28 protein-coding genes are annotated in these 25462 nt (G+C 55.0%); 13 read left to right on the top strand and 15 right to left on the bottom strand.

Annotated features, from left to right (window positions below; translation table 11 throughout):
- Positions 1–121: 121 nt before the first annotated feature.
- The 3 genes from H8K04_07750 (at position 122) to H8K04_07740 (ending at position 2385) form a co-directional block, all read left to right on the top strand.
- Complete coding sequence (locus tag H8K04_07750; protein UVT17421.1) at positions 122–541, top strand: response regulator transcription factor; 420 nt, start codon at positions 122–124, stop codon at positions 539–541.
- A gap of 186 nt (positions 542–727) precedes the next feature.
- Entirely contained in the window at positions 728–1339 is a 612-nt protein-coding gene (locus H8K04_07745; protein ID UVT17420.1) for a DUF4142 domain-containing protein, read from the top strand.
- A 560-nt stretch (positions 1340–1899) separates the two neighbouring features.
- Positions 1900–2385 carry a hemerythrin domain-containing protein gene (locus H8K04_07740; GenBank protein UVT17419.1) on the top strand — a complete coding sequence of 162 codons (486 nt, stop codon included), beginning with the start codon at positions 1900–1902 and terminating at the stop codon, positions 2383–2385.
- 212 nt (positions 2386–2597) lie between these two features.
- Here the strand turns inward: H8K04_07740 and H8K04_07735 are convergent, their stop codons facing one another.
- Positions 2598–4601, bottom strand: coding sequence for a cadherin-like beta sandwich domain-containing protein (locus tag H8K04_07735; GenBank protein ID UVT17418.1), 2004 nt, complete (start codon positions 4599–4601; stop codon positions 2598–2600).
- A gap of 344 nt (positions 4602–4945) precedes the next feature.
- Here H8K04_07735 and H8K04_07730 point away from each other — a divergent pair, with 344 nt between their 5' ends.
- Positions 4946–5149, top strand: a complete 204-nt coding sequence (locus H8K04_07730) for a hypothetical protein (protein ID UVT17417.1) — start codon at positions 4946–4948, stop codon at positions 5147–5149.
- 150 nt (positions 5150–5299) lie between these two features.
- Here the strand turns inward: H8K04_07730 and H8K04_07725 are convergent, their stop codons facing one another.
- The 4 genes from H8K04_07725 to H8K04_07710 form a co-directional block, all read right to left on the bottom strand.
- Positions 5300–5623 (bottom strand): 4a-hydroxytetrahydrobiopterin dehydratase, encoded by a 324-nt coding sequence (locus tag H8K04_07725; protein ID UVT17416.1) that lies wholly within the window; start codon positions 5621–5623, stop codon positions 5300–5302.
- A 554-nt stretch (positions 5624–6177) separates the two neighbouring features.
- The gene (locus H8K04_07720; GenBank protein ID UVT17415.1) at positions 6178–6489 is read right to left on the bottom strand and encodes a hypothetical protein; all 312 of its coding nucleotides are present in this window, start codon (positions 6487–6489) and stop codon (positions 6178–6180) included.
- A 66-nt stretch (positions 6490–6555) separates the two neighbouring features.
- Positions 6556–7005, bottom strand: a complete 450-nt coding sequence (locus H8K04_07715) for an SRPBCC family protein (protein UVT17414.1) — start codon at positions 7003–7005, stop codon at positions 6556–6558.
- A gap of 38 nt (positions 7006–7043) precedes the next feature.
- Positions 7044–7712 (bottom strand): PRC-barrel domain-containing protein, encoded by a 669-nt coding sequence (locus H8K04_07710; GenBank protein UVT17413.1) that lies wholly within the window; start codon positions 7710–7712, stop codon positions 7044–7046.
- Between the two features lie 1119 nt (positions 7713–8831).
- Between H8K04_07710 and H8K04_07705 the strand changes: the two genes are divergently transcribed.
- Complete coding sequence (locus H8K04_07705; GenBank protein UVT17412.1) at positions 8832–9398, top strand: MEDS domain-containing protein; 567 nt, start codon at positions 8832–8834, stop codon at positions 9396–9398.
- A gap of 147 nt (positions 9399–9545) precedes the next feature.
- On the opposite strand, the gene H8K04_07700 is transcribed toward H8K04_07705, so the two are convergent.
- The 4 genes from H8K04_07700 to H8K04_07685 form a co-directional block, all read right to left on the bottom strand.
- A complete protein-coding gene (locus tag H8K04_07700; protein ID UVT17411.1) occupies positions 9546–9941 on the bottom strand; it encodes a response regulator in 396 nt (131 codons plus the stop codon).
- 394 nt (positions 9942–10335) lie between these two features.
- A complete protein-coding gene (locus H8K04_07695) occupies positions 10336–10578 on the bottom strand; it encodes a hypothetical protein (protein UVT17410.1) in 243 nt (80 codons plus the stop codon).
- Between the two features lie 146 nt (positions 10579–10724).
- A complete protein-coding gene (locus H8K04_07690) occupies positions 10725–10991 on the bottom strand; it encodes a hypothetical protein (protein ID UVT17409.1) in 267 nt (88 codons plus the stop codon).
- Between the two features lie 346 nt (positions 10992–11337).
- A complete protein-coding gene (locus tag H8K04_07685) occupies positions 11338–11811 on the bottom strand; it encodes a hypothetical protein (GenBank protein ID UVT17408.1) in 474 nt (157 codons plus the stop codon).
- Positions 11812–12450: 639 nt separating this feature from the next.
- On the opposite strand from H8K04_07685, the gene H8K04_07680 reads away from it, so the two are divergent.
- Together H8K04_07680 and H8K04_07675 are read left to right on the top strand one after the other, a co-directional pair.
- Entirely contained in the window at positions 12451–12858 is a 408-nt protein-coding gene (locus H8K04_07680; GenBank protein ID UVT17407.1) for a hypothetical protein, read from the top strand.
- A gap of 323 nt (positions 12859–13181) precedes the next feature.
- Complete coding sequence (locus tag H8K04_07675; protein ID UVT17406.1) at positions 13182–13541, top strand: DUF3703 domain-containing protein; 360 nt, start codon at positions 13182–13184, stop codon at positions 13539–13541.
- Between the two features lie 76 nt (positions 13542–13617).
- On the opposite strand, the gene H8K04_07670 is transcribed toward H8K04_07675, so the two are convergent.
- The gene (locus tag H8K04_07670) at positions 13618–16230 is read right to left on the bottom strand and encodes an ABC transporter permease (GenBank protein ID UVT17405.1); all 2613 of its coding nucleotides are present in this window, start codon (positions 16228–16230) and stop codon (positions 13618–13620) included.
- Positions 16231–16384: 154 nt separating this feature from the next.
- Between H8K04_07670 and H8K04_07665 the strand changes: the two genes are divergently transcribed.
- Positions 16385–16663: a response regulator transcription factor gene (locus H8K04_07665; GenBank protein UVT17404.1), complete on the top strand. Its 279-nt coding sequence runs from the start codon at positions 16385–16387 to the stop codon at positions 16661–16663.
- 2 nt (positions 16664–16665) lie between these two features.
- Here the strand turns inward: H8K04_07665 and H8K04_07660 are convergent, their stop codons facing one another.
- Both H8K04_07660 and H8K04_07655 read right to left on the bottom strand, forming a co-directional pair.
- Positions 16666–17592, bottom strand: a complete 927-nt coding sequence (locus H8K04_07660; GenBank protein UVT17403.1) for a dihydroorotate oxidase — start codon at positions 17590–17592, stop codon at positions 16666–16668.
- Entirely contained in the window at positions 17592–18290 is a 699-nt protein-coding gene (locus H8K04_07655; GenBank protein UVT17402.1) for an ABC transporter ATP-binding protein, read from the bottom strand. Before H8K04_07655 ends, H8K04_07660 begins: the two co-directional genes overlap by 1 nt.
- A gap of 550 nt (positions 18291–18840) precedes the next feature.
- Here H8K04_07655 and H8K04_07650 point away from each other — a divergent pair.
- From H8K04_07650 to H8K04_07630, 5 genes are all read left to right on the top strand, one after another.
- Complete coding sequence (locus H8K04_07650) at positions 18841–19233, top strand: ComF family protein (protein UVT17401.1); 393 nt, start codon at positions 18841–18843, stop codon at positions 19231–19233.
- 191 nt (positions 19234–19424) lie between these two features.
- On the top strand, positions 19425–19622 hold the full coding sequence (locus H8K04_07645; GenBank protein ID UVT17400.1) for a helix-turn-helix domain-containing protein: 198 nt from the start codon (positions 19425–19427) through the stop codon (positions 19620–19622).
- A 14-nt stretch (positions 19623–19636) separates the two neighbouring features.
- A complete protein-coding gene (locus H8K04_07640) occupies positions 19637–20077 on the top strand; it encodes a hypothetical protein (GenBank protein ID UVT17399.1) in 441 nt (146 codons plus the stop codon).
- Positions 20078–20212: 135 nt separating this feature from the next.
- Positions 20213–20689: a RusA family crossover junction endodeoxyribonuclease gene (locus tag H8K04_07635; GenBank protein UVT17398.1), complete on the top strand. Its 477-nt coding sequence runs from the start codon at positions 20213–20215 to the stop codon at positions 20687–20689.
- Between the two features lie 87 nt (positions 20690–20776).
- Positions 20777–21976 (top strand): DUF3391 domain-containing protein, encoded by a 1200-nt coding sequence (locus H8K04_07630; protein ID UVT17397.1) that lies wholly within the window; start codon positions 20777–20779, stop codon positions 21974–21976.
- A 32-nt stretch (positions 21977–22008) separates the two neighbouring features.
- On the opposite strand, the gene H8K04_07625 is transcribed toward H8K04_07630, so the two are convergent.
- The 3 genes from H8K04_07625 to H8K04_07615 form a co-directional block, all read right to left on the bottom strand.
- Positions 22009–23244, bottom strand: coding sequence for an ABC transporter permease (locus H8K04_07625; GenBank protein ID UVT17396.1), 1236 nt, complete (start codon positions 23242–23244; stop codon positions 22009–22011).
- Positions 23245–23955 carry an ABC transporter ATP-binding protein gene (locus H8K04_07620; GenBank protein UVT17395.1) on the bottom strand — a complete coding sequence of 237 codons (711 nt, stop codon included), beginning with the start codon at positions 23953–23955 and terminating at the stop codon, positions 23245–23247.
- Between the two features lie 117 nt (positions 23956–24072).
- Positions 24073–25338, bottom strand: a complete 1266-nt coding sequence (locus H8K04_07615) for an efflux RND transporter periplasmic adaptor subunit (GenBank protein UVT17394.1) — start codon at positions 25336–25338, stop codon at positions 24073–24075.
- Between the last annotated feature and the right edge of the window lie 124 nt (positions 25339–25462).

The following is a 25462-nucleotide window of genomic DNA, read 5'->3' as shown; positions in this document are numbered from 1 at the left end:
CACTTCGTCTTAACCACTCAAGGTCATATTCCCTCCCTAGGGTATGTCCGAGCATAATTCCTACTCGGAGTCCGCTAAGCTCATGGAGTCTACGGATGGGTCACCTTCGGTCCAGATGTCTATGACTGTGCAACGCACACCAGCTTCCGTCAACACCGGGAGAACACCATCCCAGCCCGTTCGCGTGCTCGTGGTCGAGAACCATCGTCTGATCCGCCAGGAGTTGCGGGACATGGTCAATTCCTCTGATGAGTTCACGGTTGTCGGCGAAGCAGAGAACGGGGAGTTGGCCTGCGTGCTGGCACAACAACTACAGCCAGATGTCATCCTCATGGATCGGGACATGCCCAGAATGAATGGCCTCGATGCGACGCGGTGGATCAAAACGACGCAGCCCCAGGTGATCATTATCGGGCTCTCGGTCTACCCAAGTGGCGCAGTCGCCCGTGACATGAAAGCCGCAGGCGCGTCGGCCTACCTGACGAAGGAAGCCTCGCCGGAGGACTTCTACCAGGCCATTCATTCCGCGCTCTTTAAGTAGGCTGGGCTTCATCCTCTCTCGTAGCGTCTCACATATGTGAGACAATTCCTGGCCCAGGTCATAAACCCGTAGCCATGGTTCCTTGCCTTGCCAGGTCGTGACATCCAGCTGCTCATCTCGTTCCCCTAAGGGCCTTCCTAGTACGAACCCCAATCGCAGTCCGTTACGATTGAATGCGACCATGTCATGGAGGTCGCCATACAGCAGCAGCCACCACCATGTCATCGTTATACATCTCAACATGAGGAGGGCGCTATGTCTCATCCCATCGCATCGATCATATGTGGGGTTGCTGTTGTCATCCTGTCAACCTCCTGGGTTACGGCCGCTCCCGACGTTCCCCTACAAACCACCGAAGCATTCCTACAAAAAACCGCCACTGGTCAGCAGCAGGAAATCGACCTTGGCCACTTGGCAACGCAGAAGGCTGAGAGTGAGGAAGTCAAACGGTTCGGCGCCCGGATGGTGGCCGACCATCAAAAGGCTCGACAAGAGGTTCAGCAGCTGGCCTCCAAGGGAGGACTTCAGCTGGTAAACCAATCGAGCGAGTCGCACACCGCGATGAAAGCTCAGCTCGACAGAGCATCAGGCAAGGGGTTTGATCGCGCCTATATCGCCCTGATATTGCAGGAACATGCGATGGAAATGAAGGAGCTCGAACAGCGCGCACGCGACGAAAAGAATCAAGCGGTTCGTCAATGGGCAGCTGACGCTGTACCAGTGATGAAAGATCACCTTGCCAAGGCGAAAACGATCGCTTCTTCTCTGGGCGTCCCCGAAGAACACATCGAGGAATAGAGAGTGCTTCAAGAGCATGTCGATACGACTGTCTCACTTAATGGGTAACGAAGTGGGGGGAGCCAGAGGATCAGCCGTCTGAGACAGAGGCTGCCAACATGCCGACGCCCAAGAGGTACGGTGAATCCCTGGATCGGCGCCACCCTCAAGCTCCGCCATGGACCAGTCCGCTTTCCTGAGAGGATGCAGTCATGCCTGCCAAGAAGTCATCCAAGCGCGGCGCCAATAAGAGGCACACATGGAGGGCCGCTAGAGGTCCTGCCATAAAGTCAGGAAACAAGCCGTTCCTCGATACCAGCCGCATCCCATGGTTTCCTGCCGTCCCAAAGACCGGAATGGACGCCTCGCCGGTCTCCTTAAGAATTTGAATAAAAAGTAACGACGCGCATACATGAACTGTTTGGAAAGAAACCAAAGGACGAGGTCACATACGAATCGCCCCTGCCGTGCATTTGAGTGTCGAGGCTTTGTTCCATCGGCATTCCTATGCTCTTTCCTAGTAGGACACCGGTCCGAAGTCCATTACGTTGGACAAGTATTGTTTACAAAAGGAGGTCGCTATGTCAGGCAGAACAGCAGTCGTACCCGGCGTGATTGAGATGTTGAAAGAGGACCATGAGAAGGTGAAAAGGTTGTTCGAAGAGTTCGAATCAGCGGAGAGGAAAGAGCAAGCAGACATCGCCGCCACCGCGATTATGGAACTCGAGGTCCATGCCGATTTGGAGGAGAAGCTCATCTACCCGGCAATTCGCGAGGCCATCGACGATGACGAACAGATGAACGAGGCGATCGAGGAGCACCATCTCGTTCACGTTCTCATCAAGGAGCTGAAGAAGCTCAAACCGAAGGATGAAGCCTTTCAGGCCAAGTTCAAAGTCCTGGGAGAGTTGGTCAAGCATCATGTCGAGGAAGAAGAAGGGGAAATGTTCCCAAAGGCACAAGAAACCGAGCTCGACTGGGAAGCACTGGAGATGGAGGTGATGAAGCGCAAGGACACCGTGGTGAACAAGTTTACCAGGGGCAAGAAGCCCTTTGCCAAAACCTAGCTGCTCTAGGCCGCTTTTCTCCAAGCCATGAGAGAAAAGCGGCCCTGCCTACCGCTCCGTCACGCGAAGGCTCACTGTGCTGAGGACTGACTCATGTCAGTCCTTATGACTGCTGTGCGTTGTTCCGAAAAATGAACAGAAGCGCGTTATCGGGAGAACAGTCTCATGAGTGGATGGTTCGAGCCGGATGGATACGTGCGTAGCAGGTGACATTAATCATCTTCCTCATTTCCATTGTTTCCGTTTCCGTTATTTCCTCCATTTCCTCTGTTACTACCGTTCCCCCTATTGCCGCCATTATTGCCCTCGTCTTCATTGGCCGCACGATTTACCGTGATGGAGTAGGTCTTCGATCTCCCATTCGCAGCTGTCACCGTGATCGACACGAATGTGCTCGTTCCTGCTTCGTTAAGCGATATGATCGTTTGTCCTGTCGGGACTCCTGTCCCGGCGCTCACTGAACCGGACATCACGGCATTCGCGTCGGCCTTGGTCGCCGAAACGTTCATGCTCGTGACATCGGTCGCCACGTGTACCGCATAGTCCTCTGTTCCCGCCGCGAACGAAGGAGTTAAGGACCCTGGCGAGACAGCCAGGGCCGACAGGTTGTTATTGTTCGAAGAAGCTGTTCGGTTCACGGTGATGCGGTACGTCTTGGAGGTCCCATTCGAGGCGGTGACCGCGATCAACACCACCGTCGCTGTCCCCTCTCCGCCGAGCTGTATGGATGCTTGGCCGGTGGCTGTTCCTGCTCCGGCTGTCACGTCTTCAGACATCACGGCATTGGCATCGGCTTTGGTTGCAGAAACATTCACGCTGGTGACGGTATTTGCCACGTTTACCGTATAGGTCAGAGTGCTTTGTGCAAACGCAGGGACCAAGGGGCCTGGAGACACGTTCAAGGCGGACAAGTTGTTGTTCCCACCTAATGCGGCACGTTCGACTTCCACCGTATAGGTCCTCTGAGCCCCGTTCTGCGCCGTCACCACAATATTGATCAGAGTGCTCAACCCCGCTGCACGCAACGTAATGGGGTGAGCCTGTCCGGAGGTGGTGGGTGTCCCGTTCACCGTCATCGTGGAACTAGAATTTTGCAGAGTCGGCGTCACCGTGACGGTAGTTACACTGGTCGCCACACTCACAGAGTAGTCTTCCGCACCGGAATTGAAGGTGGGAGATAAGGGACCGGGCGACACCGTCAATGCTGATAGGTTGTTGGTCCCTGCAAGGGCGGCGCGCACCACGTTCACCGAATAGGTTTTGGAGGGGCCGTTCTGAGGGTTCACGATGATATTGATAAAGGTGTTTGCTCCCGGTCCGTTCAACGTGATGGTTTGAGCCTGACCTGAGTTCGTGACTTGGCCATTCACGGTCATGCTTGCTGCGTTATCTTGTACGCTCGGGGTGACCGTGACACTGGTCACGCTGGTTGCCACATTGACCGTATAGCCGACCGTGCCGGCGCTGAAGGCCGGGGACAAAGCACCCGGTGAAATAGCCAGACCCTGCAAGTTGTTGTTGGCGGATATTCCGCGACCTACGGCCACCACGTAGGCCTTGTCATTGCCATTTTGAGCCGTCACGATAATCGTGATGCTCGTGCTTTGGCCTGGGCCATTGAGGGTTATGGCACGGGCTTGACCGGAGAACGCGGCTTGTCCATTTACCGTGAAGGTTGCAGCAGGATCCGACAGCGTGGGTGTGACATTGATGCTTGCGACGCTGTTGGCCACACTGACGGAATAACTTTGTACGTTCGCATCAAATGCGGGGGCCAGGGTTCCGGAGGAGACCGACAGACTCTGTAATGAGTTGTCTCCGACCAATCCCGCTCTGATCAGCCGAATGGTGTACGTTCTTGAATTGTTCGTTGATTCAGAAACCACAATATTGACGACCGTCGTCGAACCTGCCGGATCCAGTGTAATGGTACGGCTTGTCGTCGCCTGACCGTCGATGGTCACGGTGTCGCCTGACACTGCCGCTTGGGCGGTGACGATCACACTTGCAATGTTGCTGGTCAGATCGACACGGTATGAGGTTGTTCCGCCGCTGAACCCCGGTTGAAGGGTGCCGGGACTGACTGTCAGTCTGGAGAGCTCGACTTCCGGGTTCAGTGTTCCTGTATCGCTACAGCCATACGTGCTCAACCCGAGAGCAACAAGAAGAGCGGCGGCTAGATACCGACTCGCAGCGGAGTTAAGAGGATGCTTCATTCGAACCATGTGCTGGACGACATCATGAAGGTGATAATTATTCAATCCTGGACAAGTCCATCTATGAATAGGGCTAGATTCGCAAGGAAGTAGGGATACCCCTAGGCCGTATCGATCCGGTATGCACCTGAGCGCTATAATGGGGCGAGCAGCTTCATACCGTGATGTGGCGGCAGCCGTTGAAGACATCACGAGGTAACGAGCGCTGGTGCCGTACTCTGCAATCGTTCATTGCCCAAGAATCCAATACAATGTGCAGTGAGTAATCATCAAAGTATTTGCGCCGCGTTCCTCTTGCTGTTGCATCGATTCCGTTCAATAGTGGTGATTGAATCGGAGGACCGATGATAGAAACCGCCAAATACTGCCAACCATGCATCGACACGCTATTTCCAGACACAGTGAAGACGGAGGAAGAGAAACAGTTCCTCGATGCCCATCTCTTCGCCCCTCGACCGGCCTCTGATTATGGTCCCACCAACGAGGAAGGGATGTGCCACAAATGTGGACAGCGCGCTCTCGTGACGTATTATCGACTGCCTGGATGAGGCAGGGCAGCGTTGTGAAGACTCGCCATGAACGTTCGATGTGGAAGAACCCTATCCTTCCTGCCAGGACAACCACCCTCAGGCCTTTCAAGCCGGACGTTCGGCAGAAGCTTTCGGCTCACAGAGTTATGAAGAGATTGCGCAAGCCGTTCAGCTTCCTCGATCTGGTCCTGGAAGGGCCATATTTACAACTATACGATCGATCTTTTGGGCGAGGTCAAAGTCGCGCTCGCTGATACCGCCCACCTCGTGCGTCGACAGGTGCAACTTCACGGTGTCATAGACGTTCGACCACTCCGGATGATGGGCCATCGCCTCGGCTGCTTGAGCGACCTTGGTCATGAAGGCGAACGCCGTGACAAAATCATTGAATTTATACTCTCTGTAGAGCGTTCCGTGATCCAAGGCCCAATCGTTCAGGTTGTTTAGCCGATCCTTGATCTCAGGATCTGACAATTTCCGTACCGCTGTCATAGCAACCTCCCATGAAATTCCAAGTGCCTGTGCGGCCTCCACATCACGAGCGTCTCAGGATCATTGTGGGCAATGCTGGCTGGATGGACGCCTAGCCGCAACCCCGGATGCCTTTGCGTGGGCATGGGCTTTTGTGAAGTATATGACGGCCTCAACGATGGCGCATATCCCTGCTCGCAACCAACTGTTCAAGCAATTGCAGTTCTCCCAAAGGTAAGAATGGTATTTCGGATGGCACTTGTCCCGATGTGCGCAGCTCCTCGATTCGCCTCGGCGCAACGCTTACATGAGTGCCTGCATCGTCAGCGGCGCATTGTCTTCTGTCCGATTGTTGACGTCAAAAAGAAAGCTCCGTCCTCGTTCAAGAACGGAGCTTGTCGAACAGCGCAATCTTTCCATCATGTCTTCGATAACGTTTCCGTCATCGGTTCACAACGTGTCCACTGCTCTGTTCTAGGATGATGGTATCGTTTATCTGTCTCGGCCGGTACTGGGAGAGCCCCTTGATTCCTTTCGTCATACCGCGCGCGATCCCAATCAGTCCGAATACACACTCAGTTCGCCCGCTGCAAGGTCGTTGTATGGCCTTGCTCCGTCACGTATGCTTTAATTTGATCACCCGGCAGCACTTTGTCGAGCTTCGTACTCTTGTCGACATGAATCTTGCGGTCTATGCCATTCTCATCTCTTATGTAGTAGTTTTCTCCCACAATACTCATTAGAACCCCCGTGATCGAATCTTTGGTCAGTCGCTCTTTGATGGTGGGACTGGCTTCTTTCTCCGCCATAGGATCCGCTGCGTAGGTACCGCCGATTCCAAAGCCCAATAGTCCAACCACAAGCATCGATAGGAGTATGGTTTTCATAGAACCTCCGTCTGTTATTCTTCAGGCGAGTGCCGTAATGAAACCTGAGCGCGCGTTCTTATTCGCTCAGCTCACATTCCCTCGCCAGGCACCGGTTGCTTGTCCACGCGACTCGATGAACTCCTTGAATCGCTTTAAGTCCCTTTCCACTCGCTGAGACACCACCCCCACGGCATCATCCGTTCTCTCGACCACTCCGTGGGGCTCATGCTCGATGCGCAGGTTGATCTTCGACTTCCCCTCTGTGACAGGAGAAAAGATGACGATCCCTTCGTTCTTCGCCCCGTGTTGACTCCGCCATGCGATCCGTTGATCGGGAACTTGTTCGGTGATTTCCGCATCCCATACTTCCTGCTTTCCGCCAATACTGGCTTTCCAATGCAGATGCTTATCGTCGATCTGCCGGACTTGCTCGACCCCCTCCATGAATCGAGGGAATTCTTCAAATTGGGTCCATTGATTGTAGGCAGTCCGGACCGAAACATTCAGATCAATAGCTTTCTCTATGACAGACATCGTGATCGCCCTCCTGGCTCGATGGTTATTGGGTCAAATTACCGCTTGCTGCTCGGGTGATCCCCTTCATAACCGGGTGCGCCGCCGGGCGGAAGTGTCCTGGTCCCGCTTGGACCGGCACCTCCAACTTCGGACTCACCCATCGGACCCACAGCGGCTGGGCGGTCGGTGCCGCCCCCATCGGGAGCCACGCCTTGCGGCTTCGGTTGACCCCGAACCTTATTAATCTCCTCCATATAAGTGGACGTGTCCGGAGACTTGTCTGTAGCCTGCGTCGCGTTGGTCGAGGGTTGCAGTTCCTCTTTCGTCGCATTCAAGGTCAGCTGTCCTCCGCTTTGCTTGAATTGGCTCCATTGAAGCGGCAGTTGGTGTTTAGTGCCTTCGACCTCGAGGACCGCATATTCCACCTTTCCGGTCTTGGTATCCTTCAACAGCTTTTCGATCGTTCCCAGCGTCTCTCCTTTTGTGTTTTTGACGACCTGATCGAGCGCGCCGCCCTTCTCATCGACTAAGGCACCGCGTCGGACGGGCACCACGTCGTACTCCTCAACAGTGCCTGGTTGTCCACCCGTCATGTCCGTGGCTTGCTTTTCCACGGACGATTTCGGCGGCTTTGGTTTTAAATCCCCTTCCGCAAAGACCCAATGCGGCACGATCACCATCACAGTCACCGCCGTCATATAGTGCAGCAGATTATGTATCTTCATCCCTCACTCCTTCCTGTTGTGACACCTGTGTCGGTCGAGCAAATACAGACCCACTTCACGTAGCGTCTATTCTGCTAGCGCGGCTCAAGCCTTTCCTGCCGTACTGGTCGCCGCTTACCAGGACCGCCTGAGCGAATCCGGTTGGTGTTGATCAACGTTCGCCTCTCTGACCTTGCTGGTTATACCGTAGCCTAGCCTCAAGGATTTCAATACTGGGGAAAGACATGGGAAAGCGGCAAGACGAGATAATGTGCGGCGACTCAGGCCTCGGGAAACGTCTAGTCTGTGTTGTGAACTTCGGAGTTGGTCCTCTTATCTAAACGCTCACCGTTGCACATGCATTCAGACAGTGCGGCCGAGAAAAGCCGGCGTCGCACTGTCAGCAACCTGCAGACGCAGCCGTCGTGGATAATTGAAGCCGGACACAAGGTGCGTCCAGAGAGGGGCCACGTACTCGGGTGAGTCCTAGCGCCTCTATCCTCTTTAGAAAGTTCCGATTCCACTCAGGACGCTCATCATGTCCATTGGTCTCACGATTGTGACCATTCAAATTATAGGCGCCTATCACGTGACCGCGAGGATCACCGGCAACGCGTCCGAGACTACACTGGGCCAGCCGAAGGGTTCTGAAACTGGGCGACCTTACGGATGAGGAAGCGGAGGCCCTCGGAACATGTCCAAGCGGCTTGCCGTCCTGTTCGGTAAAAACCAGGACGATCCAGGTGACTAGCCTATTGTGGTGTAACGCCGACTACCACAGGGCGGGTAGATCTTGGGAGTGTTCCTAGCCTAGAATACGACACGTTGAGATTATCCTCGGCGTATCCAAGGATGCTTGGTGGTTTGTATCCTAAGGGAAGAGGCCATAGCGAAGAGCACCCGAGAAGTACATCCGAGACATACTGTTTGTTCCACATAGCGCGAGAATTATTCGATAGGCATGAGGAAACCAGCGTAGACCGGCCGGTTAACATATCCCAAGCAGGTCTAACGCGCTAAGCCCCGTTGTGAGCCGCTCGATGGCCGAACGATCCTTCCCACTCTGGGTTCATCAACTCTTTCTCGGCGAGACACCGGAGAATGCAGAGATATCCACATATCACGTAGGAGGGTACCCCCATGCCTGCCAGTGGTATTCGTGGCATTCATGATATTCCCTTGGGATCACATCTCTGTCTGTTCTATCGGCGGCCCACAGAATTTCTGCGAGTTACTGCTTCCTTTCTGAAGGCCGGTTTGGCGGAACGCGAGTTGTGTGTCTGGGTGCTTCCGCCCCCGTTGACCATTCTGGTGGCCCTTGATGAACTGTCCAATCACGGCCTTCACGGTCCAGCGCTGCAAGCCGAGAAGCAGCTGCACATCTCGTCTGCGGAAGACTGGTATGGTGACGGGGCCTTCGATGTGGACGATTCCCTGGATCGGCTGACCGCCTTACCGGCCATGGCTCGCCAGCTCGGCTATACGGGGGTTCGTGCCGTGGGCGGACCGGGGCAGTTTCTGTCTGAAGAGCGTCGCCAGGCCTTTATGCGCTACGAGCGCCATGCGACTGCAGTCATCGCCGAACATCCATTCATCGGATTATGTTGTTACGCCTCAATCCGGTGTTTAGCGACAGATATGTTCGATATCATGTGCGCCCATCCCCGGGCCTTGCTTCGCACGCACGGAGGATGGGCCAGCATCTGAGCGGAAGCGTGAATTTGTATTCTACCCATAAGAGCACTGACCAATCTGTGGCAGAACTATCTGCTTGTTCGGCTGTGATCAGGTTTCAGACTCTCAAGGAACGCTTCCGATCCTGATGTGCGATACAGCGGCATCCCGTTCTTACCACTACCGATTGCCATCACAAACTCTCCGATTCGAATTGAAGAGTAACCCCTCGACTTTAGCTCTGATATCGGAGATACGCACGGGCTTATCAAAATAGGCGCTTGCCCCGGACTGCATGACATGGTCTCTCACTTGAGCTCCGCCGAAAGCCGTCATGACAAGAATGGGACACTGCGGAGCGAGTCTGTGCAATCGTGAAATATAATCCGTTGCTCCTGCGGGCAGGTGGAGGTCCGTCAAGATAATATCGGGAGGCGCTTCCAGCACGGCACGGAGGGCCTCCTCGCCATCCTGGGCTTCGCGAATCCGATAACCTGCGCTCCAGAATTCATCATGGAGCAGATGGCGCATGTCTCGATCGCACTCAACGATCAACACAGTCGTTGTGTTAGCCATAATCGTCGCTTCCCGTGAACGAAACCCAGTCGCTGCAAGCATGCCTTACGTTCGCAATTCACATGAGTGAACTTCAGCAAGAGGAGTGCCACTGCAATTCGAGTGTGTTTCACAGGGAAATGGCGGACGAATCGTTGAAGCCGATCCTCGTGGGGGCCTTTTGCAACAGAAGTCCAGATGGGCCTGTAGCAGTAGTACCAGGAATTAGCGCGACGGAGATCAAAACTTATGACTATAGGAGTGCGCTGTGACAACCTACCAAAACTTTAGATGCCTATGGCTTGGTTGATCGCTATATTGATTCAACGCGTGCAAAAGGGACAACCGCCTTCCTTCATTTGCCCCTGACGTGTGATTAAGAGCCGGAAGCCGCGGGTCCCCCGTTCGATCCAGGTCACCGTTGGATCACGGAATCGATGAGCTTTTTTGCTTTGTGCAGGGCCGCGCCTTCTGATTCTTGGCGAGTCGCGAAGGCCCCATCAGGGTAGTTCGTGATATAGGCCGATTGTATTGGCGAGAATCGAATGAATACATAATGGCAGCGCCATGTTCCATCCTCGCCCTGCTGAGGAACCAACGAGATCATGCGCCCCTTATACTCATGCGTGGTTGGAGGGTCGAGACGTTCACCATTCATAGCCCCTCTTCATCTTCCGCCCTCTAGATGGTGGACTCCTGGCCGCCGTCCCTAATCATGCTCTCGCATGTAGTCCATGATGGGTTCAATAAGCTCCCTGATAGCGAGGAGATTTTCACGGGTACTACGGCAAATAGAGGCCCATTCTAACTCGGATTGCAGTCAGCCGAAGCATGCTCGGTTCGGCGATCCGTTCCTCTATTCGCTCGAATCCACAGGGCATGATTCTGAGTATCGACATTGGCTGAAATGCGGTCTCCTTGATTAATGGGAGACTTCTCCGTTGCTTCATCGGTCTGCACGCTCACTTCCTTTCCGCTCTCGTCTTTTAGTACATACGTTGGGCCTTCCACACGTACCACCTCGCCGGAAATCAGATGGCTTCCCCGCATGGCACTTTGTTCGGCTCGCATTGCATTTTGCCCAGATGGTATGTCACATGGGCCACTGATAATCTTGTCTCCTCCCGATGCCATGCAACCGATCTGTAGGATAGTGGCGAGTCCCAGGAACAATACACTTCCTGCTCGAATATCTCTTGGAATGGACATCATACCGCCTCCTCGTTGTCTGGACCTTCATACGTAAGTGTACAGGTCTGGACGCGTCTGCATGACCTGGGCACCTTCCTAGTCTTGGCATACATGACATCCGGCAATCTCCCGCCGATTGCGGCACGAATCGGTACACCCCTTCACGTGGTTTAACGTGGAAACTCATGTGTCGTGTGCGATTCGGAAAGAAGAGGGAAGTGGACCGCTACAGTCCTTCCCAAACCTGACAACTGCCATGGTGCTGACTTGGAAACGGTCCGAATACGGAGAGGTGGCGCGATGAAACGGCTATGAATTCGCGTGATTCGCGTCGGTAGGCTGGAAAGATGGTCGTGAGATTGACGCCCCCATTCGAGGTGGTTTCAAGAAAAGAAAGAGATCCATTGGTTAGAAGAAGCCCAACGTCTGATGACCCTAAATTTCCTAACAATCGAGCATGGCGGTTCTGAATATCAATGCTATCGAAATGAAGGAGAAAATCTTTTTCGGGTTCAGTCTTGATCGTCACATTGCCGTCCTCCCAATAGGTTTGGGACACAATGGAAAATTTACACTTCAATGAATGCGTTTGCAGTAATTTGTGGAAAAGATCATCCTCAGACGCCCAGCCAAGCGTCGCGCATAGCGGGACAACTAGAATAGCGCTGCAGGACATTCGCTTTAGGATATCTCGCGTCATGACATTTCTCCTCCCCTCTGCAGGGGGATGGTTCTACTCGGGTGGATGCCGCTGGAGAAAAGCGACTTACGGAATACAAACTCACAGGGAATGTTCGTATTTTCATCTCCCCAACACATTCTTTCCTTTGTTCACTTTATAGCACTGTACGACAAAGCGGAAGTAGGGCCTAAGGAAGACTTCCCAACTGCGAAACCGCTGCGCGACAGGAGATGTCGGAACGTTACTTCATTGTACGAAACGGTCATTGAGTTTCTCGCACCTTCCTTGCTCAAAGTGAGCAGCCTGTCTAGCCCATTCTCGTGAATACCTCCACTCCTCCCGTCATGTCGAAAAGGGCACTTGGCTCTTCTCTCTATCCTTGCTGGGGCTATTCCCAGGTTCGCACCGGAGATCATCGACCTAGAATGACAGCATTGCTCTCCCCGCTCAGGGAGGAGGTGGCCATGGCGCTTGGACCGATCGAGGATCTACTAACGTACCGACTGCGTCAAACCCATACCCGTTCCATGGGGACCGGGGCATCCCCCGATGATTCCCGCAATAGGCCAATCAGGTGGGTCATGTTTTGGTTGCTGTGTCTGAATGTCATGCTCTTTCTCTGACAATATTAAAAAACCTCAACCGACCGAGGCGACGATGACCACACACACCCATGATCGTGTTCGCGCACACACGGCACCGGAAGTTAACCGACGGTTGGATCATGAGGCACAAAGACGCGTTGAGACGTATGCCGACAGCAGTGCGAAGGAGCTGACTCGCCGAATTGCAGAGCTTGACCGGGAATGGGATATCGAACGCGTGCTCGAGTTGAACGCATCGGTCCTCGCCTTTTCCGGCCTCTGTTTAGGCATCATCCGTAGTCGAAAATGGCTCATCCTCCCCGGCCTCGTGTTGCCGTTTCTCTTTCAGCACGCCGTGGAGGGGTGGTGTCCGCCCCTTCCCCTTCTGCGCCGCCTTGGAGTGCGCAGCCGAAAGGAAATCGATCGCGAAAAATATACCTTGAAGGCGCTCCGTGGCGACTTTTCAGAATGTGAGGTCTAGTCGATTCCAACCGATGGAGACCTCTTTCCGCGCTAAGGCCTAATAATCCCTCCAGCGTGTTCGGAGACTTTCTCTCCCGGCAGGTTTCAGCCCTCCCAGTGCTAGCCCTTTTCGATGTTTTCGTTCTGCAGGAGTCGAAGCACTCACTTGGACCGTTTCTTGATCATCCTATTGCGAGCGACCGGGGCTTAAACGAGTTGCATCGTGAGTGCCTCGGAGGAAGATCGCCCAGGTCCATCCTTTCTATTTTTCTCTCCCCAACACCCTGGCTTCTGATTCGGTTGTAGCGTACAGTGAGAGACTCCATTCTCTTGGAAATGAGCATGCATCCCGTGCTCCGACAAGCCTATGAGAAAGAACTGACGGAAGCGGTCGCTCAGTACAATGCTGGTGACCTCCAGCTTGCATTTTTCCAACTTGAGCGCGCACATATCTTGGGACAATCCTTTCCTGTTGAACACGCAAAGGCCCACTGGTGGATGCTCAAGGTCGGATGGAGACGCCGGGATTTCGTTGAGATCACTGGTCAGATCCCACGAATTCTGGGAGCACTGCTTTTCTCACGAATTTGGGTACCGATAGGCAATCCTGGCGGAGCCCGAGTACCTCCGTTTCAGCCCATGCCCGTTCCTGAAGAGTTTCGATCCATATTGAAGCAGTATGGCCGAGACTCTGAGACATGACGTGCGCTGGGGAACCGCGCAACGGACATCTCGAAAGTCAGCCTGCGCTGTCCATCGTCCGCCCGCATTGCGCACATTACTCTTCCCTCAACCCCTCTATGACCGGTTGCCGCGCCGCCCACCGAGCCGGGAAGTAGCCCGCCACCAACGTGGCAATCGCTGCGAGAGTCACCGCCTGAACCAAAGCGCCGATCGGGACGATCATCTGAATCGTCCATCCGAAGGATTGCTTGTTGATGACCTTTATGAGTAACAGGGAAAGGAGCCCGCCTCCAATGAGACCTAAGGTAATTCCTACTGCACCGAGATAGGCCGCCTCCCAAAGCACGAGCTGTCGAATTTGCTCTGAGCTGCCGCCGATGGCCCGTAGGGTCGCAAACTCCCGGCGCCGTTCGAGGATGGACGTGATCAGCGTATTGACGATCCCCAACATGGCGATCACGACGGCGATCGCTTCCAGCACATAGGTCAGCAAGAACGTGCGGTCGAAGATTTCGAGAATTTCTTTGCGGAGCTCGGCGTTGCTGATCACCAACGGTGGGAGCCTTCCGGCGGCTTTGTCGCTCAATCGTTCCGTAATTCGTTCCCTCACAGGATCGATGCTCGATCCGGCGCTCAGGTAGACCGGGAATACCGTGATCAATTCATCGTGCCATAAGGACTGATAGAGCGCTCGATCCATGAGGAGCTTGCCGCCGTCGGTCGAATAATCATAAAACACCGCCACGATAGGAAATCGTCTGGCGCCGCTCGGCGTCATGATCTCAAGTGTCGATCCCTCCTGCACGCCCAATCGGTCGGCCAATACCTCGGAAACGAGGAGACCGCCGGTATCGGCAGCCCGATTGAGTTGTTCGGAGGAATCGCCATTCCGTACTAGATACCGGCTCCATTGGGCATGCAACCGCAAATCCCGTGATACGATGGCCACACGGTGGCCGTTGACCTCCACCCGCACATCACGGTAGCTATCCACCGCCGCCACGCCGGGGGTCGCGGACAACACGTCCAACCACGAGGGTGGGAGACTCCGCCCCACGCTCCCGATCTCCGTGCCGCGCAACCACATCGACGGCGCCACGACCAGATCAGCCAGGACTGTATCGGTCACCCATACCTCCACCGTATGTCGAAAACTTCGCACCATGACCAGCACCCCGATCATGATGGCGAGTCCCACCATTAAGGCGGAAACCGTGACTCCGTTGCGGCCAGGATTGCGCGATGCATGCTCCACCGCAATCCCCCTCATGACTCCCCGCGCGCCGAACTCACGCCCCACGTATCGGCGGCGGCGCCATCCGGTCACACAGATCGGCGCCAAACAGGCCAGCCCTGCCAGCAAACACAATGTGGCCGCATATCCCAACAGAGGAACCCCGCGAATGGGTCCCGGCCAACTCAACAGTCCTGCGAGAGCGAGCAAACTCAGTCCGAAGATGCCAAGGGTTCCCACCCTCAACTGTTGACTGGCTTCGTAATCACCGGGAGCTAAGGCGCGCACCGTTGCAGTGCGGCTGGCATCCAAACTAGGACCGATGGCACCGATCATGGAGACCACACAGCCGATGATGATCCCCTCGAGCACGATATTCCAAAATTGTGCCGTCCAGAGCAGGCCGCTCTCGCCGGCGCCCACGGGTACGTAAAGATCCGAGATGGTTCGGCTGAGCAGCGCAATGAGCTCTTGAGCCAATACCATCCCCGCCACGCTTCCGACGGTTCCTCCTAAGAATCCGAAGAAGCCGGCTTCCATCAAGAACAGAGCCGCCACTCGTGACTGAGTCATCCCGATGGCCCGATAGATTCCGATCTCGCGTCTCCTCTGCGCAACGGCAAACGCCATCGTGTTGTAAATCAGAAACATTCCGACCAAGAGCCCGACCCAGCTCAGGACCGTCAAATTGAGGCGGAACGCACGCACCATTTGCTCGACTTGCTTCGTCCGATTTGCGGGCCGTTCGACGGTGAGGTGCGGAGGGAGAACGGTTCGTATCCTTTCGGCTACTTCCTCGACGGACATGTTCGTGTCGGTCACGAGATCGATTCGATCCACCTTTCCGACCATGCCGAACGTAACTTGCGCCGCGGCGATATCCATGACGGCCATGCGTTCCCATGACGAGTTCCGGTCTGATTCGCTTCGAAGAATTCCGGCCACCCGACACGTGAGACGCCCAGGCCCGATGAGAAAGTCGACGTGGTCATCGATCGACAGATTCCACTCAGTCGCCAGTTTCGCTCCCAACAACACGGCCTGCGGATGGATCATGTCCATCAACCGGCTTTCCGTCGTCGGCTGGCTTATTCGAAACCCGCGTGAATTGAGTTCGGCCAGTAGATCGAGTCCCAACACCTGTGTCGCGTTGTCCGGCCGGTCTCCACTCACCCGAACCGCCGTTTGTAGAATCACCGGAGATGCAGAGGTCACACCTGTGACCCTTCGTATACGAGTGATGACCTGTTCATCCAATCCGGTCTCTTCTCCTGACACTTCCAAAGTGGTCGGACCCGCCACTGTCAGCACCGCCTGTTCGAATGAACGCAGCACATCGACATTGGCGGTCCGTACCGCCACGGAAGCTGACACCCCAAGCGCCACCCCGACGATCGTCAGCAGCGTACGTAACGGCCACTGCTTCAGATGTGAAAGCAGTAAAAGCGCAACAACCTTAGCGAACGTGGACATTGATTTAGAGGAGAACCACGGTACGCAGAAATGGCCTCATTTGATGCCTTGCGAGGAATTGCAGGTCACTACGGCGTTTGCATATATCGGCAGTTTTATTTACACGATTTCTCTCGTTTGCTAGACTGCCGACTAACGTCGATAAGGAGTACCGATGGCAAAAAAGCAGGATACCGCGACACTGCAGTTCCAACCGGCCGATCGCCGCTTCAAATCCGCGCTCCACATCACTCCCCGCCAGCGCGAGATCCTACGCTTGGTCGCGCTCGGCCATACCAACCGGGAAATTGCCACTTCGCTGGACATCAGTGTGCGGACGGTTGAAGTTCATCGCTTCAATCTGATGCGCCGACTCAATGTTCGGAACGTCGCCCAGCTCCTGCGTCAGGCACTGCAGCAGAACCTATTGCCGCGCAATTTCGGCGCCAAGTAAGCTTACAATTCTTTGAGCCGGCCTCGGCACTCCTGAATCGATTGATATCCCTTCTTCATCAACACTGCGGTCAGTTCCGCTTCGAGTCGGGCAAAGACATCCAGCCCTTCTTCCACCAGCACCGTGCCGATTTGAACGGCTGACGCGCCGCACAAGAAGTGTTCGAAGGCATCAACGCCCTCGACGATCCCGCCGGTGCCTATGATCGGCATCTTCCCTTCAAACAATTTATAGAAGGCCCGGACGTTGGCCAGCGCAACCGGTTTGATCAGTCGCCCTCCTAACCCTCCGAATCCACCCTTCGGCTTGATCACGACGGTTTCACGTTCCGGATCGACCACCACACCGTTGCCGACCGAATTGATCATGTTGAGAAAGTCTACTCCACACCGCCCAAGCACCGCACCCATGACCTCATGATGCGCCGGATCAAAGTAAGGCGGCAGCTTGACTCCCATCGGCACCGTAATCTTTCGGCGAACTTTCTTCAGGAGCCGCTCAGACGCTTCCGGGTCGTAGCCTATTTGCGGTTTGCCGGGAATATTCGGACAAGAGAGATTGACCTCGATGAGATCCGGCTTGGCTGCGTCGATGACCTCTGCGATCGTGGGGAAATCGTCTTCGCCAAGTCCGGCCACGCTGGCCATGACGGGTTTTCCGAAACTTTTGAGATGAGGAATCAATTCGGCATAGGCTTGATAGCCGAGATTGGGGAGCCCCATCGAATTGATCGATCCTCCCGGAAACCCGTAATACCGTGGCTCAGGGTTCCCTTGGCGCGGTTCAATCGTCATCGACTTGGTGACGATGGCTCCTGTACCGGATTTGGCTAACGCCACAAGCTCATCTCGCGTGACGCACAACGCGCCTGCTGCGTTCATGAAACAGCTCGGGAAGGTGACACCGGCTATGGTCGTAGAAAGATTCATCACGGAGCGACCAGTTCAGTGGTGCGTTCGGTACGCGAGACCAGCCGTCCATCCCGCATGCTCCACGTATAGTCGGCGGATTGCGCCGCCTGCGAGCTGTGGGTCACCAGCAGAACCGTCTGTCCGCCGGATTCCGCCAATTCCCGAATAAGTGTCATAATGTCCGCTCCCTGATGAGAATCGATATTTCCCGTCGGCTCATCGGCCAGCAAGAGACGCGGTCGATGCGCCAGCGCTCGCGCGATCGCAATTCGTTGTTGTTCTCCACCGGATAGCTCGGCGGGTCGATGCCGGCGACGGTGACTCATTCCAACCTTGTTCAACATTTCGTCCACCCGTTTTTCGATGTCCCCTCCCTGTTCACCTCGCAGCATCAAGGGCAGCGCTACATTCTCTTCAGCCGTCAAGCCGTGAACCAAATGGAAGGCTTGAAAGATAATCCCGATGGTTTCACGTCTGATCTTGGTCCAGTCGTAGCTGGTCAGGTGTGTGGTGGATCGTCCATCGAGCACGATCTCCCCGGAAGTCGGCATGTCCAGACCCGCAACAAGGTTCAAGAGGGTGCTTTTCCCGCATCCGCTGGGCCCTACGAATGCACAGAACTCACCGGACCGAATCTCCAAATTTACGCCCTGCAGGGCCGTGACTACAGCCTCCCCGCGCGAATAGGTTTTCGAAAGTTGCCGCAATGTCACCATATCGACGCCGATTTCTCCAAAGACAGACCGTGCTCCTCGAGAAATTCTTATTCCTATAGCACAACGAATCAGAGGGCCACAACCTTGACACAGGTGGGTATTTTACCCTAACTATATGTTAGGCAATGATGACAGTCAGCCGATGGCCAGACGAATGTCAGAATTGGTCATAAGTCTCATGCGCCGTGCACTACGGCTTTTCCTACCGATTCATTGCTCGAGCTGCGGTCGCCTGCTGGGAGATGATCCGGTCCCTCACTTTTGTGGGAACTGCTGGAACACGATCTCCCTCATGCCTGCCGGTCGGTGCTCTCGTTGCGACCGTCCCTTTCCTTCTGCGATTGCCACGACCTACAGTCCGAACCATGTATGTCAATCGTGTGCCGAGCGTCCGCCTTCCTATACAAGGGCCTGGGCTCTATACCCCTACAGACCTCCGCTCCAGGATGCGCTCTGCCTCTTTAAGTACCAGGGCAAGGTCTCACTGGCGTCTCCGCTATCCGCACTCATGACCGACCGGCTTCCCCAGCTTGATTTCGTGGATGTGATCATGCCCGTGCCCTTGCATCGTGACCGACTCCGGCAGCGGGAATTCAATCAGTCCCTGCTGCTCGCCGACCAGATAGGGCGCTATCTGAACATTCCTGTCTCGTACACGAATCTGATCCGAAGCGCTCACGCTCCAGCCCAAACCACATTGTCTCGGAAGAGCCGACTGAAAAACCTTCGTCGAGCCTTTTCGGTACGACACCCCGGTGCAATCGTCAATCGACGCGTTCTGCTCATCGACGACGTTTTCACGACCGGTACGACGGTGAACGAATGTGCGAAGACATTACGCAGAGCAGGATCTGGTGACGTATTCGTTCTGACCTTGGGGCGAACCGTGGATTCGAATCTCGTCCCTGACCGTATCCTCTCTCGCCATCCCTATCCCTTCTGAGCGATTCGGAGGTCCAACTCATGCCCATTTACGAGTACTCGTGCCGCACCTGGCTGGGAGCAATTGACCATACCGACGGCCTTTGACATGCAATGTCATACATTTTCACTTGACATTCCCACCCCGATATCTAGAATACCCACATACTGGAGGCAGTATGCACATTCTCAGCCTTGGTGGCAGGTGGAGTGATGAGCATGACTCCAAAGAGCGAACTGATGACGGCGACAGAAACATGCCGTTACCTCAAAATCACACAACGTACGCTCTATCGCTATCTACGGAGTCGGCAGATTCCCGCCTTCAAGCTCGGAAAAGAATGGCGATTTGTGCGTTCGGATTTGGAGCAGTGGATTCGCGACCGAACCCGAACCGCCGTGAACTCCTAAACTAGGATATCGACATGTTTGCTGGCGAGTACCTGTGTAAGGTTGATGAGAAAGGGCGTTTCATCGTCCCCTCACCGATCCGTGAACAAATTGAAGCCGAAGGCCAGGCCGTGATGTTTCTCAGAGGGCCGGAGCAGTCATTGTTGATCTATTCAACGAAAGAATGGGAGAAAGTTCTCGAACGCACAAGAACTTCTCTCGATGAAGACCAAAGTCGTTTATTTATGCACTTTGTCGTTTCCGAAGCGGGCTCATCGGACATCGACAAGACAGGGCGGATCTTGATTCCGGGTCGCTTACGAAAGCTTGTACCGGTCGATGAAGACCAGGAGATTATACTCGTCGGCTTGTATCATAAAATGGAAATTTGGAATCCAAGCGAGTGGCGTCGGTATATTGCTCGCACTGAAGACCGTTATGATCAGAACGTGGCAAAGATCCTGAACCTGCTCTAGTTCAGCTCCATGCCTCCCAACCGACATCGTCGCAATTCCTATTCATCAAGGTTGCCTCTTCGCACGGTTTCCCATCGCACGGAGGGAAGGTTTCCGTCCTCAGCGAAAACACCTCCGCTTCTCAAAGATGCGGCCGTGTCGACGAAATCTAACCCGTCGAACTTGAACACGGTCCGGGAACCATCGCATCCGCGTATCGCCAGATCGGACGGACTCATGATCACGCTGCCTGTCCCACCCAGCATTAATCATCAATATGCGACAGTGAACGGGCGCCGATTGTTATCCTCTGCCGGACGCGCATATAAAACGCAGGTGCGCCAACAAGTGTGGATCGCGTTTGCGCAATGCCCGTCCAGACTTTCCTTCCAGACCCGGCTTCAATCCGAACCGCTGGCGCTTTCAATCCGGTTCTTTTTTGCATCCTCACTACGTCGCGACCTCGACAGCGGTCTCAAGATCGCCCAAGATGCCGTCTGCGAAGGCCTCGGCGTAAACGACAATCGCATCGTCGAAACCCATCTCTACAAACATGTCGACAAAGCCGATCCTCGAATCGAAGTTTCTCTTTCTTTCATTGATCCGGACACTCAGCCTGACCGCCTGCCGTAAGGTTCTCTCCTCTACAGTTGTCTCCAATTCCGACCGATACTGAAGGGCGTTCTTTTCGAAACCGTTTCAGGCACCGCCCGTATCCCGATGGCAAAGATACAAGTTTCCATTTTCGAGCTTCGAATCGGCATGTACGTTGCCGGCCTAGACCTCCCGTGGTTTCGCTCGCCCTTCCTCCGCCATTCATTTCTGGTCGAGGATACTTCGCAGATCGTAAAACTGATGCGCGCAGGGGTAAAGACGGTCGATGTCGATCCCGACCGAGGAGTGGCTTCCCCGCCGCCGTCATCATCGAATACACCCCCATCTGCGTCCGAGATCACCGATTCCACCATTCTCAAACGAACCAAGGCCCTCGCCCAGCTGAACGAGGAATATGCTCAGGCGAAGAAGGCCAAACAACAGTTGGATCAAGCTGTACAATCCGTTTTTGCGACCATCGCCAAGACAGGGACGGTCAATGCTCGGCAAGCGGCCGAAGCGGTCCAAGAAATCACGATCGTCATGAGAACGCTCACCGATTCCTCCATTTTCATGGCATTGAGTCAAAACCGGAGCGGTGACTCCACGCTCAGTCGACATGCGCTGGCTACCTGCACTTTGTCGCTGGTCATAGGCCAGACATTTCAGTTCAACCCTCTGGAATTGCAGGAGCTTGCTATCGCCGCTCTGCTCCATGACATTGGACTCCTACAGGTTCGACCGGCCATTGTCCGTCGTGTTCACAGCGCTTCCAATCTGTGCCAAGCCGACCGACAGGAGTTTGAGACGCATCCCCGTCTCGCAGTTCTCACATTACAGCGACAAGGCGGAGTTGAACCCGCCGTCTTGGATCTCATCGCCAACCACCATGCTGATGTCACCGACGGCCGCGACCGGAGCGAGACGCCGCGACAGCTTTCAACGGACCGTACGCGTATCCTGATGATCGCGGATCAATACGATGAACTGATCACCGGATTCGGCGGGACTTCGCCCCTCACTCCCCATCAGGCGTTTCAACGCTTGTACCAAGCAGCGCAGCAGGGCCGGCTCGATCATCGAATTCTATCGTCATTTATCGCGAGAGTCGGCATATACCCAGTTCATAGTTGCGTACGACTGAATACACAGGAGTTAGCGGTGGTCACAGAACTTAATTCAGAGAAGCTCCACCTACCGATCATCACAATTACGCATCAGTCGAGAGAGTTTCAATACCCGACGCCGTTTGTCGTCGATCTCTCATGTCAAACGGACGAATCTCAGCCGCGTGTCATCGAAACAATTGTCACAATGGATACGTGAAGAAAGAACGCTCGTTGCGGATCGCCGCCACCTTACTCGTAGCGCAACGCTTCGATGGGATTGAGCCGAGAGGCTTTATTGGCCGGATATAAACCGAAGAAGAGGCCCACCACGACGGAAAAGGCAAATGCCACTATAACTGTGTCGCTCGAAATAATAGTCGGCCAGCCGGCAATCACCGTCGTCAAGCGGGCACTTAGAACTCCAAAGAGGATGCCGATACAGCCGCCAACCACGCTGAGGGTCATCGCCTCGATCAGGAACTGCATCATGATATGCCGTCGCTTTGCCCCCACTGCCAGACGCACGCCGATCTCTCTTGTACGCTCGGTCACAGAAACCAGCAGAATGTTCATGATGCCGATTCCGCCGACGAACAGCGAGATAGAGGCGATCGCCATCAACATGACCGTCAAGGTTTGACTGGTTCCCTCCTGTACCTGACCGATATCGACCAGCGTGCGGATCGTAAAATCGTCCGACTGACCACTTTGCAGACGATGACGAGACCTCATGAGGTCTCGAATCTGCTCTGCCGCGTCCGGCAGATCCTCGGTTCGATCCGTGGATGTGACGATGGCTGTCACCGACCCAAGAAAGAGCGTCCCAAAAACTTTCCGCTCGGCCGTACTGAACGGGATGATCACGACATCGTCCTGATCCCATCCCTGAGGGGACTGCCCTTTAGGCGACAGAATCCCAATGACATGAAACGGCACGTTTCTTATACGAATCACCGCCCCGACTGGCTCCTCGCCGGGATCGAACAGGTTCTCAACCACCGTCTGCCCAAGCAGCGCCACCCGAGCTGCGCCATCCAAATCTTCCTGAGTAAAGGAGCCCCCGCTGCTGAAGGACCAGTCTCGAATACTGAGGAGACTGGGCGACGCTCCTTGAATCGAGCAATTCCAGTTGCGGTTGCCGTACACGATCTGCGCCTGATCACGTTTGTACCAGCCCGTATCGGACAGAAGCGGGAGCTTCTTCTTCAGGTCCAGGGCATCTCCGACGGTCAATGTCACCGCGCTGCCCATTGCCCCACGTACCCCACCCGCAGTCGTGGAGCCAGGCCAGATAAAGATGACATTGGTCCCCATTGTGGCTATTTGCCGCTGTACGGCCCGTTTGGCTCCCTCCCCAATGCTGACCATGGCGATGACCGCCCCGACACCAATAATGATCCCGAGCATCGTCAAGCCGGCGCGCAGTCGGTTTCGCCCGAGGATGCGCAGTGCAGTGACGATGGTCAGCCACACGAATGCGGACATTTATGCCCCCACAATTTGAGATCGTCCCTCGGCCACTCGATCGCTCAAGATCTGCCCGTCCTTGATGACAATTTCGCGCGAAGCATAGGCGGCAATATCGACCTCATGGGTCACCAAGATCACCGTAATACCGTCCCGGTTCAACCCTCCGAGAATGCCCATGATTTCTTGGCTGGACTGTGTATCGAGGTTTCCGGTCGGCTCGTCGGCCAACAGCAACGAGGGTGCGGTCACCAGCGCCCGAGCAATCGCCACCCGTTGTTGCTGGCCTCCCGAAAGTTGCGTGGGAGCATGATGTTCGCGCCCGCTCAATCCGACACGTTGAAGCGCGGCAGATGCCAACGCACGCTGCTCCTTCATAGAAAGTCCTCGGTAGAACAACGGCAACTGAGCGTTTTCCAACGCACTGGTCCGGGGAATGAGGTTGAAACTTTGAAAGACAAAACCGATCTGGCGATTCCGAATCTCTGCCAACTGATCGGACCGCAAGTGTCCAACTTCCTGGCCGTTTAGCCGGTATTGTCCCCTCGTGGGTTGATCGAGACAGCCGAGGATGTTCATCAGTGTGGACTTCCCCGATCCACTTGAACCCATGATCGCGACAAACTCACCCTGCTGAATCGTGAGATTTAGCCCGCGCAACGCCTGCACCTCGACATCACCGAGGCGGTAGACCTTCCAAATATCTTCGCACACAATCAAGGGAGTCACGAACGAACACCATGGCGCAGGAACTTGGGGACGGCTGGGATGGAAAGCGCCCTCTCGGTGTCAAAGCTATTGCTCTTCACCGGACGACGACAGCTAAAGAAGAACCCCTCAGGCAAGTCAGGTACCCCCGCGTGGACGAGGACGCTGCGGCTGGTTACCAAACCCCGGCGGCAATTCGCTGCCCTTCTTTTCGCCGAACGGCTGTTCGATCCCAACCACGACCATATCTCCTTCCGTCAGGCCACCGGAAAGGATCTCTGTCGTCACACCGTCCGAGATACCGGTCTCTACCGAGAGAGCAGCCAGATCACCGTTCTCTCCAGGCTTCCAGATGGTTCTCGACGCCATCGTTCGAACGTCGAACTTGACCGGACGGCCTCCGTCCCCTTTAGCGGGTCTCCCGTCGGACCCCTGCCGGGCTCCCTCACCCTTTGGAGGCATGAACCGGAGGGCTGCGTTGGGAACCTTGAGTACATGGTCCTTCTGGGCCACGATGATCGATACGTTGGCGGTCATGCCGGGTTTTAACCGCAGATCCCTGTTATCCACTCCAACCACTACGTTGTAGGTCACGACATTCTGCACATTGATGGGTGCGAGCCGCACCTGCTTGATGGTGCCGAAAAATGACATGCCAGGATAGGCATCCACCGTAAAAACGGCTTCCTTGCCCTCTGTCATTCCGCCGATATCCGATTCACTCACATTGGTATCGACCTGCATTTTGGTGAGATCGAGGGCAATCAGAAACAGATTAGGCGTGGAGAAGCTGGCCGCAACTGTCTGCCCGACTTCGATGTTCCTGGCAACAACGATACCGTCGACGGGCGATCGAATGACAGTGTATTTCAATTCCAACTCAGTCGCATTTAAGGCTGCCTCGGCCTGCTTGACCTGCGCCTCGGCAACCCGCACCTGTGCTTGCGCGCTTTCGAAATTAGTGAGTGCGACATCGACGTCATTTTGCGAAACAAACTGCTGAGGCAACAATGACTGGGCTCGGTCTAATTCGCGCTTGCGCTGAGCCAGGTCGGCCTTGGAGTGTGCCCCGTTCGAACGGGCCATCTCCAGATTGCTGAAGGCCTGTTCTCGGCGGGCCTTGAACGGTTCGGGATCGATGGTCGCTACGGTATCTCCAGCCTTGACGCTCGAATTGAAATCCGCGTGGAGGCTCTTGATCATCCCCGACACCTGCGTGCCGACCTGGACCAACACAACCGGATTGATCGTCCCTGTTGCGCTGACCACGGAAACGACCTGACCACGCTCGACCGCAGCCGTGCGGTAGCGGACGGGCGCTTTACGCTCCCCGTTGAAAAACACATAGCCACCTATGGCCAACCCGATGGCTAACACGCTGACAATCAACCCAATACGGCGCATGAATGAGGAACTCCACCCTTGAAACGCGCGTTTATCCTATCAAGAAGACCTCTGATAATCATCTCCATCGGGGATCAGCGATGAACAGCTTGCATAGCTTAACACGCGGGCAGTCGCATACCAA

It is taken from the genome of Nitrospira sp. (assembly GCA_024760525.1).
Classification (GTDB): domain Bacteria; phylum Nitrospirota; class Nitrospiria; order Nitrospirales; family Nitrospiraceae; genus Nitrospira_D.
Note: the sequence above shows the minus strand (reverse complement) of the source record. Positions and strands in the feature narration are given on the sequence as shown.

Coding starts and splice junctions, on each gene's coding strand:
- H8K04_07750 (UVT17421.1), top strand. CDS start 122: ATGACTGTGCAACGCACACCAGCTTCCGTCAACACCGGGAGAACACCA.
- H8K04_07745 (UVT17420.1), top strand. CDS start 728: ATGGAGGTCGCCATACAGCAGCAGCCACCACCATGTCATCGTTATACA.
- H8K04_07740 (UVT17419.1), top strand. CDS start 1,900: ATGTCAGGCAGAACAGCAGTCGTACCCGGCGTGATTGAGATGTTGAAA.
- H8K04_07735 (UVT17418.1), bottom strand. CDS start 4,601: ATGAAGCATCCTCTTAACTCCGCTGCGAGTCGGTATCTAGCCGCCGCT.
- H8K04_07730 (UVT17417.1), top strand. CDS start 4,946: ATGATAGAAACCGCCAAATACTGCCAACCATGCATCGACACGCTATTT.
- H8K04_07725 (UVT17416.1), bottom strand. CDS start 5,623: ATGACAGCGGTACGGAAATTGTCAGATCCTGAGATCAAGGATCGGCTA.
- H8K04_07720 (UVT17415.1), bottom strand. CDS start 6,489: ATGAAAACCATACTCCTATCGATGCTTGTGGTTGGACTATTGGGCTTT.
- H8K04_07715 (UVT17414.1), bottom strand. CDS start 7,005: ATGTCTGTCATAGAGAAAGCTATTGATCTGAATGTTTCGGTCCGGACT.
- H8K04_07710 (UVT17413.1), bottom strand. CDS start 7,712: ATGAAGATACATAATCTGCTGCACTATATGACGGCGGTGACTGTGATG.
- H8K04_07705 (UVT17412.1), top strand. CDS start 8,832: ATGCCTGCCAGTGGTATTCGTGGCATTCATGATATTCCCTTGGGATCA.
- H8K04_07700 (UVT17411.1), bottom strand. CDS start 9,941: ATGGCTAACACAACGACTGTGTTGATCGTTGAGTGCGATCGAGACATG.
- H8K04_07695 (UVT17410.1), bottom strand. CDS start 10,578: ATGAATGGTGAACGTCTCGACCCTCCAACCACGCATGAGTATAAGGGG.
- H8K04_07690 (UVT17409.1), bottom strand. CDS start 10,991: ATGCGAGCCGAACAAAGTGCCATGCGGGGAAGCCATCTGATTTCCGGC.
- H8K04_07685 (UVT17408.1), bottom strand. CDS start 11,811: ATGACGCGAGATATCCTAAAGCGAATGTCCTGCAGCGCTATTCTAGTT.
- H8K04_07680 (UVT17407.1), top strand. CDS start 12,451: ATGACCACACACACCCATGATCGTGTTCGCGCACACACGGCACCGGAA.
- H8K04_07675 (UVT17406.1), top strand. CDS start 13,182: ATGCATCCCGTGCTCCGACAAGCCTATGAGAAAGAACTGACGGAAGCG.
- H8K04_07670 (UVT17405.1), bottom strand. CDS start 16,230: ATGTCCACGTTCGCTAAGGTTGTTGCGCTTTTACTGCTTTCACATCTG.
- H8K04_07665 (UVT17404.1), top strand. CDS start 16,385: ATGGCAAAAAAGCAGGATACCGCGACACTGCAGTTCCAACCGGCCGAT.
- H8K04_07660 (UVT17403.1), bottom strand. CDS start 17,592: ATGAATCTTTCTACGACCATAGCCGGTGTCACCTTCCCGAGCTGTTTC.
- H8K04_07655 (UVT17402.1), bottom strand. CDS start 18,290: ATGGTGACATTGCGGCAACTTTCGAAAACCTATTCGCGCGGGGAGGCT.
- H8K04_07650 (UVT17401.1), top strand. CDS start 18,841: ATGCCCGTGCCCTTGCATCGTGACCGACTCCGGCAGCGGGAATTCAAT.
- H8K04_07645 (UVT17400.1), top strand. CDS start 19,425: ATGAGCATGACTCCAAAGAGCGAACTGATGACGGCGACAGAAACATGC.
- H8K04_07640 (UVT17399.1), top strand. CDS start 19,637: ATGTTTGCTGGCGAGTACCTGTGTAAGGTTGATGAGAAAGGGCGTTTC.
- H8K04_07630 (UVT17397.1), top strand. CDS start 20,777: ATGGCAAAGATACAAGTTTCCATTTTCGAGCTTCGAATCGGCATGTAC.
- H8K04_07625 (UVT17396.1), bottom strand. CDS start 23,244: ATGTCCGCATTCGTGTGGCTGACCATCGTCACTGCACTGCGCATCCTC.
- H8K04_07615 (UVT17394.1), bottom strand. CDS start 25,338: ATGCGCCGTATTGGGTTGATTGTCAGCGTGTTAGCCATCGGGTTGGCC.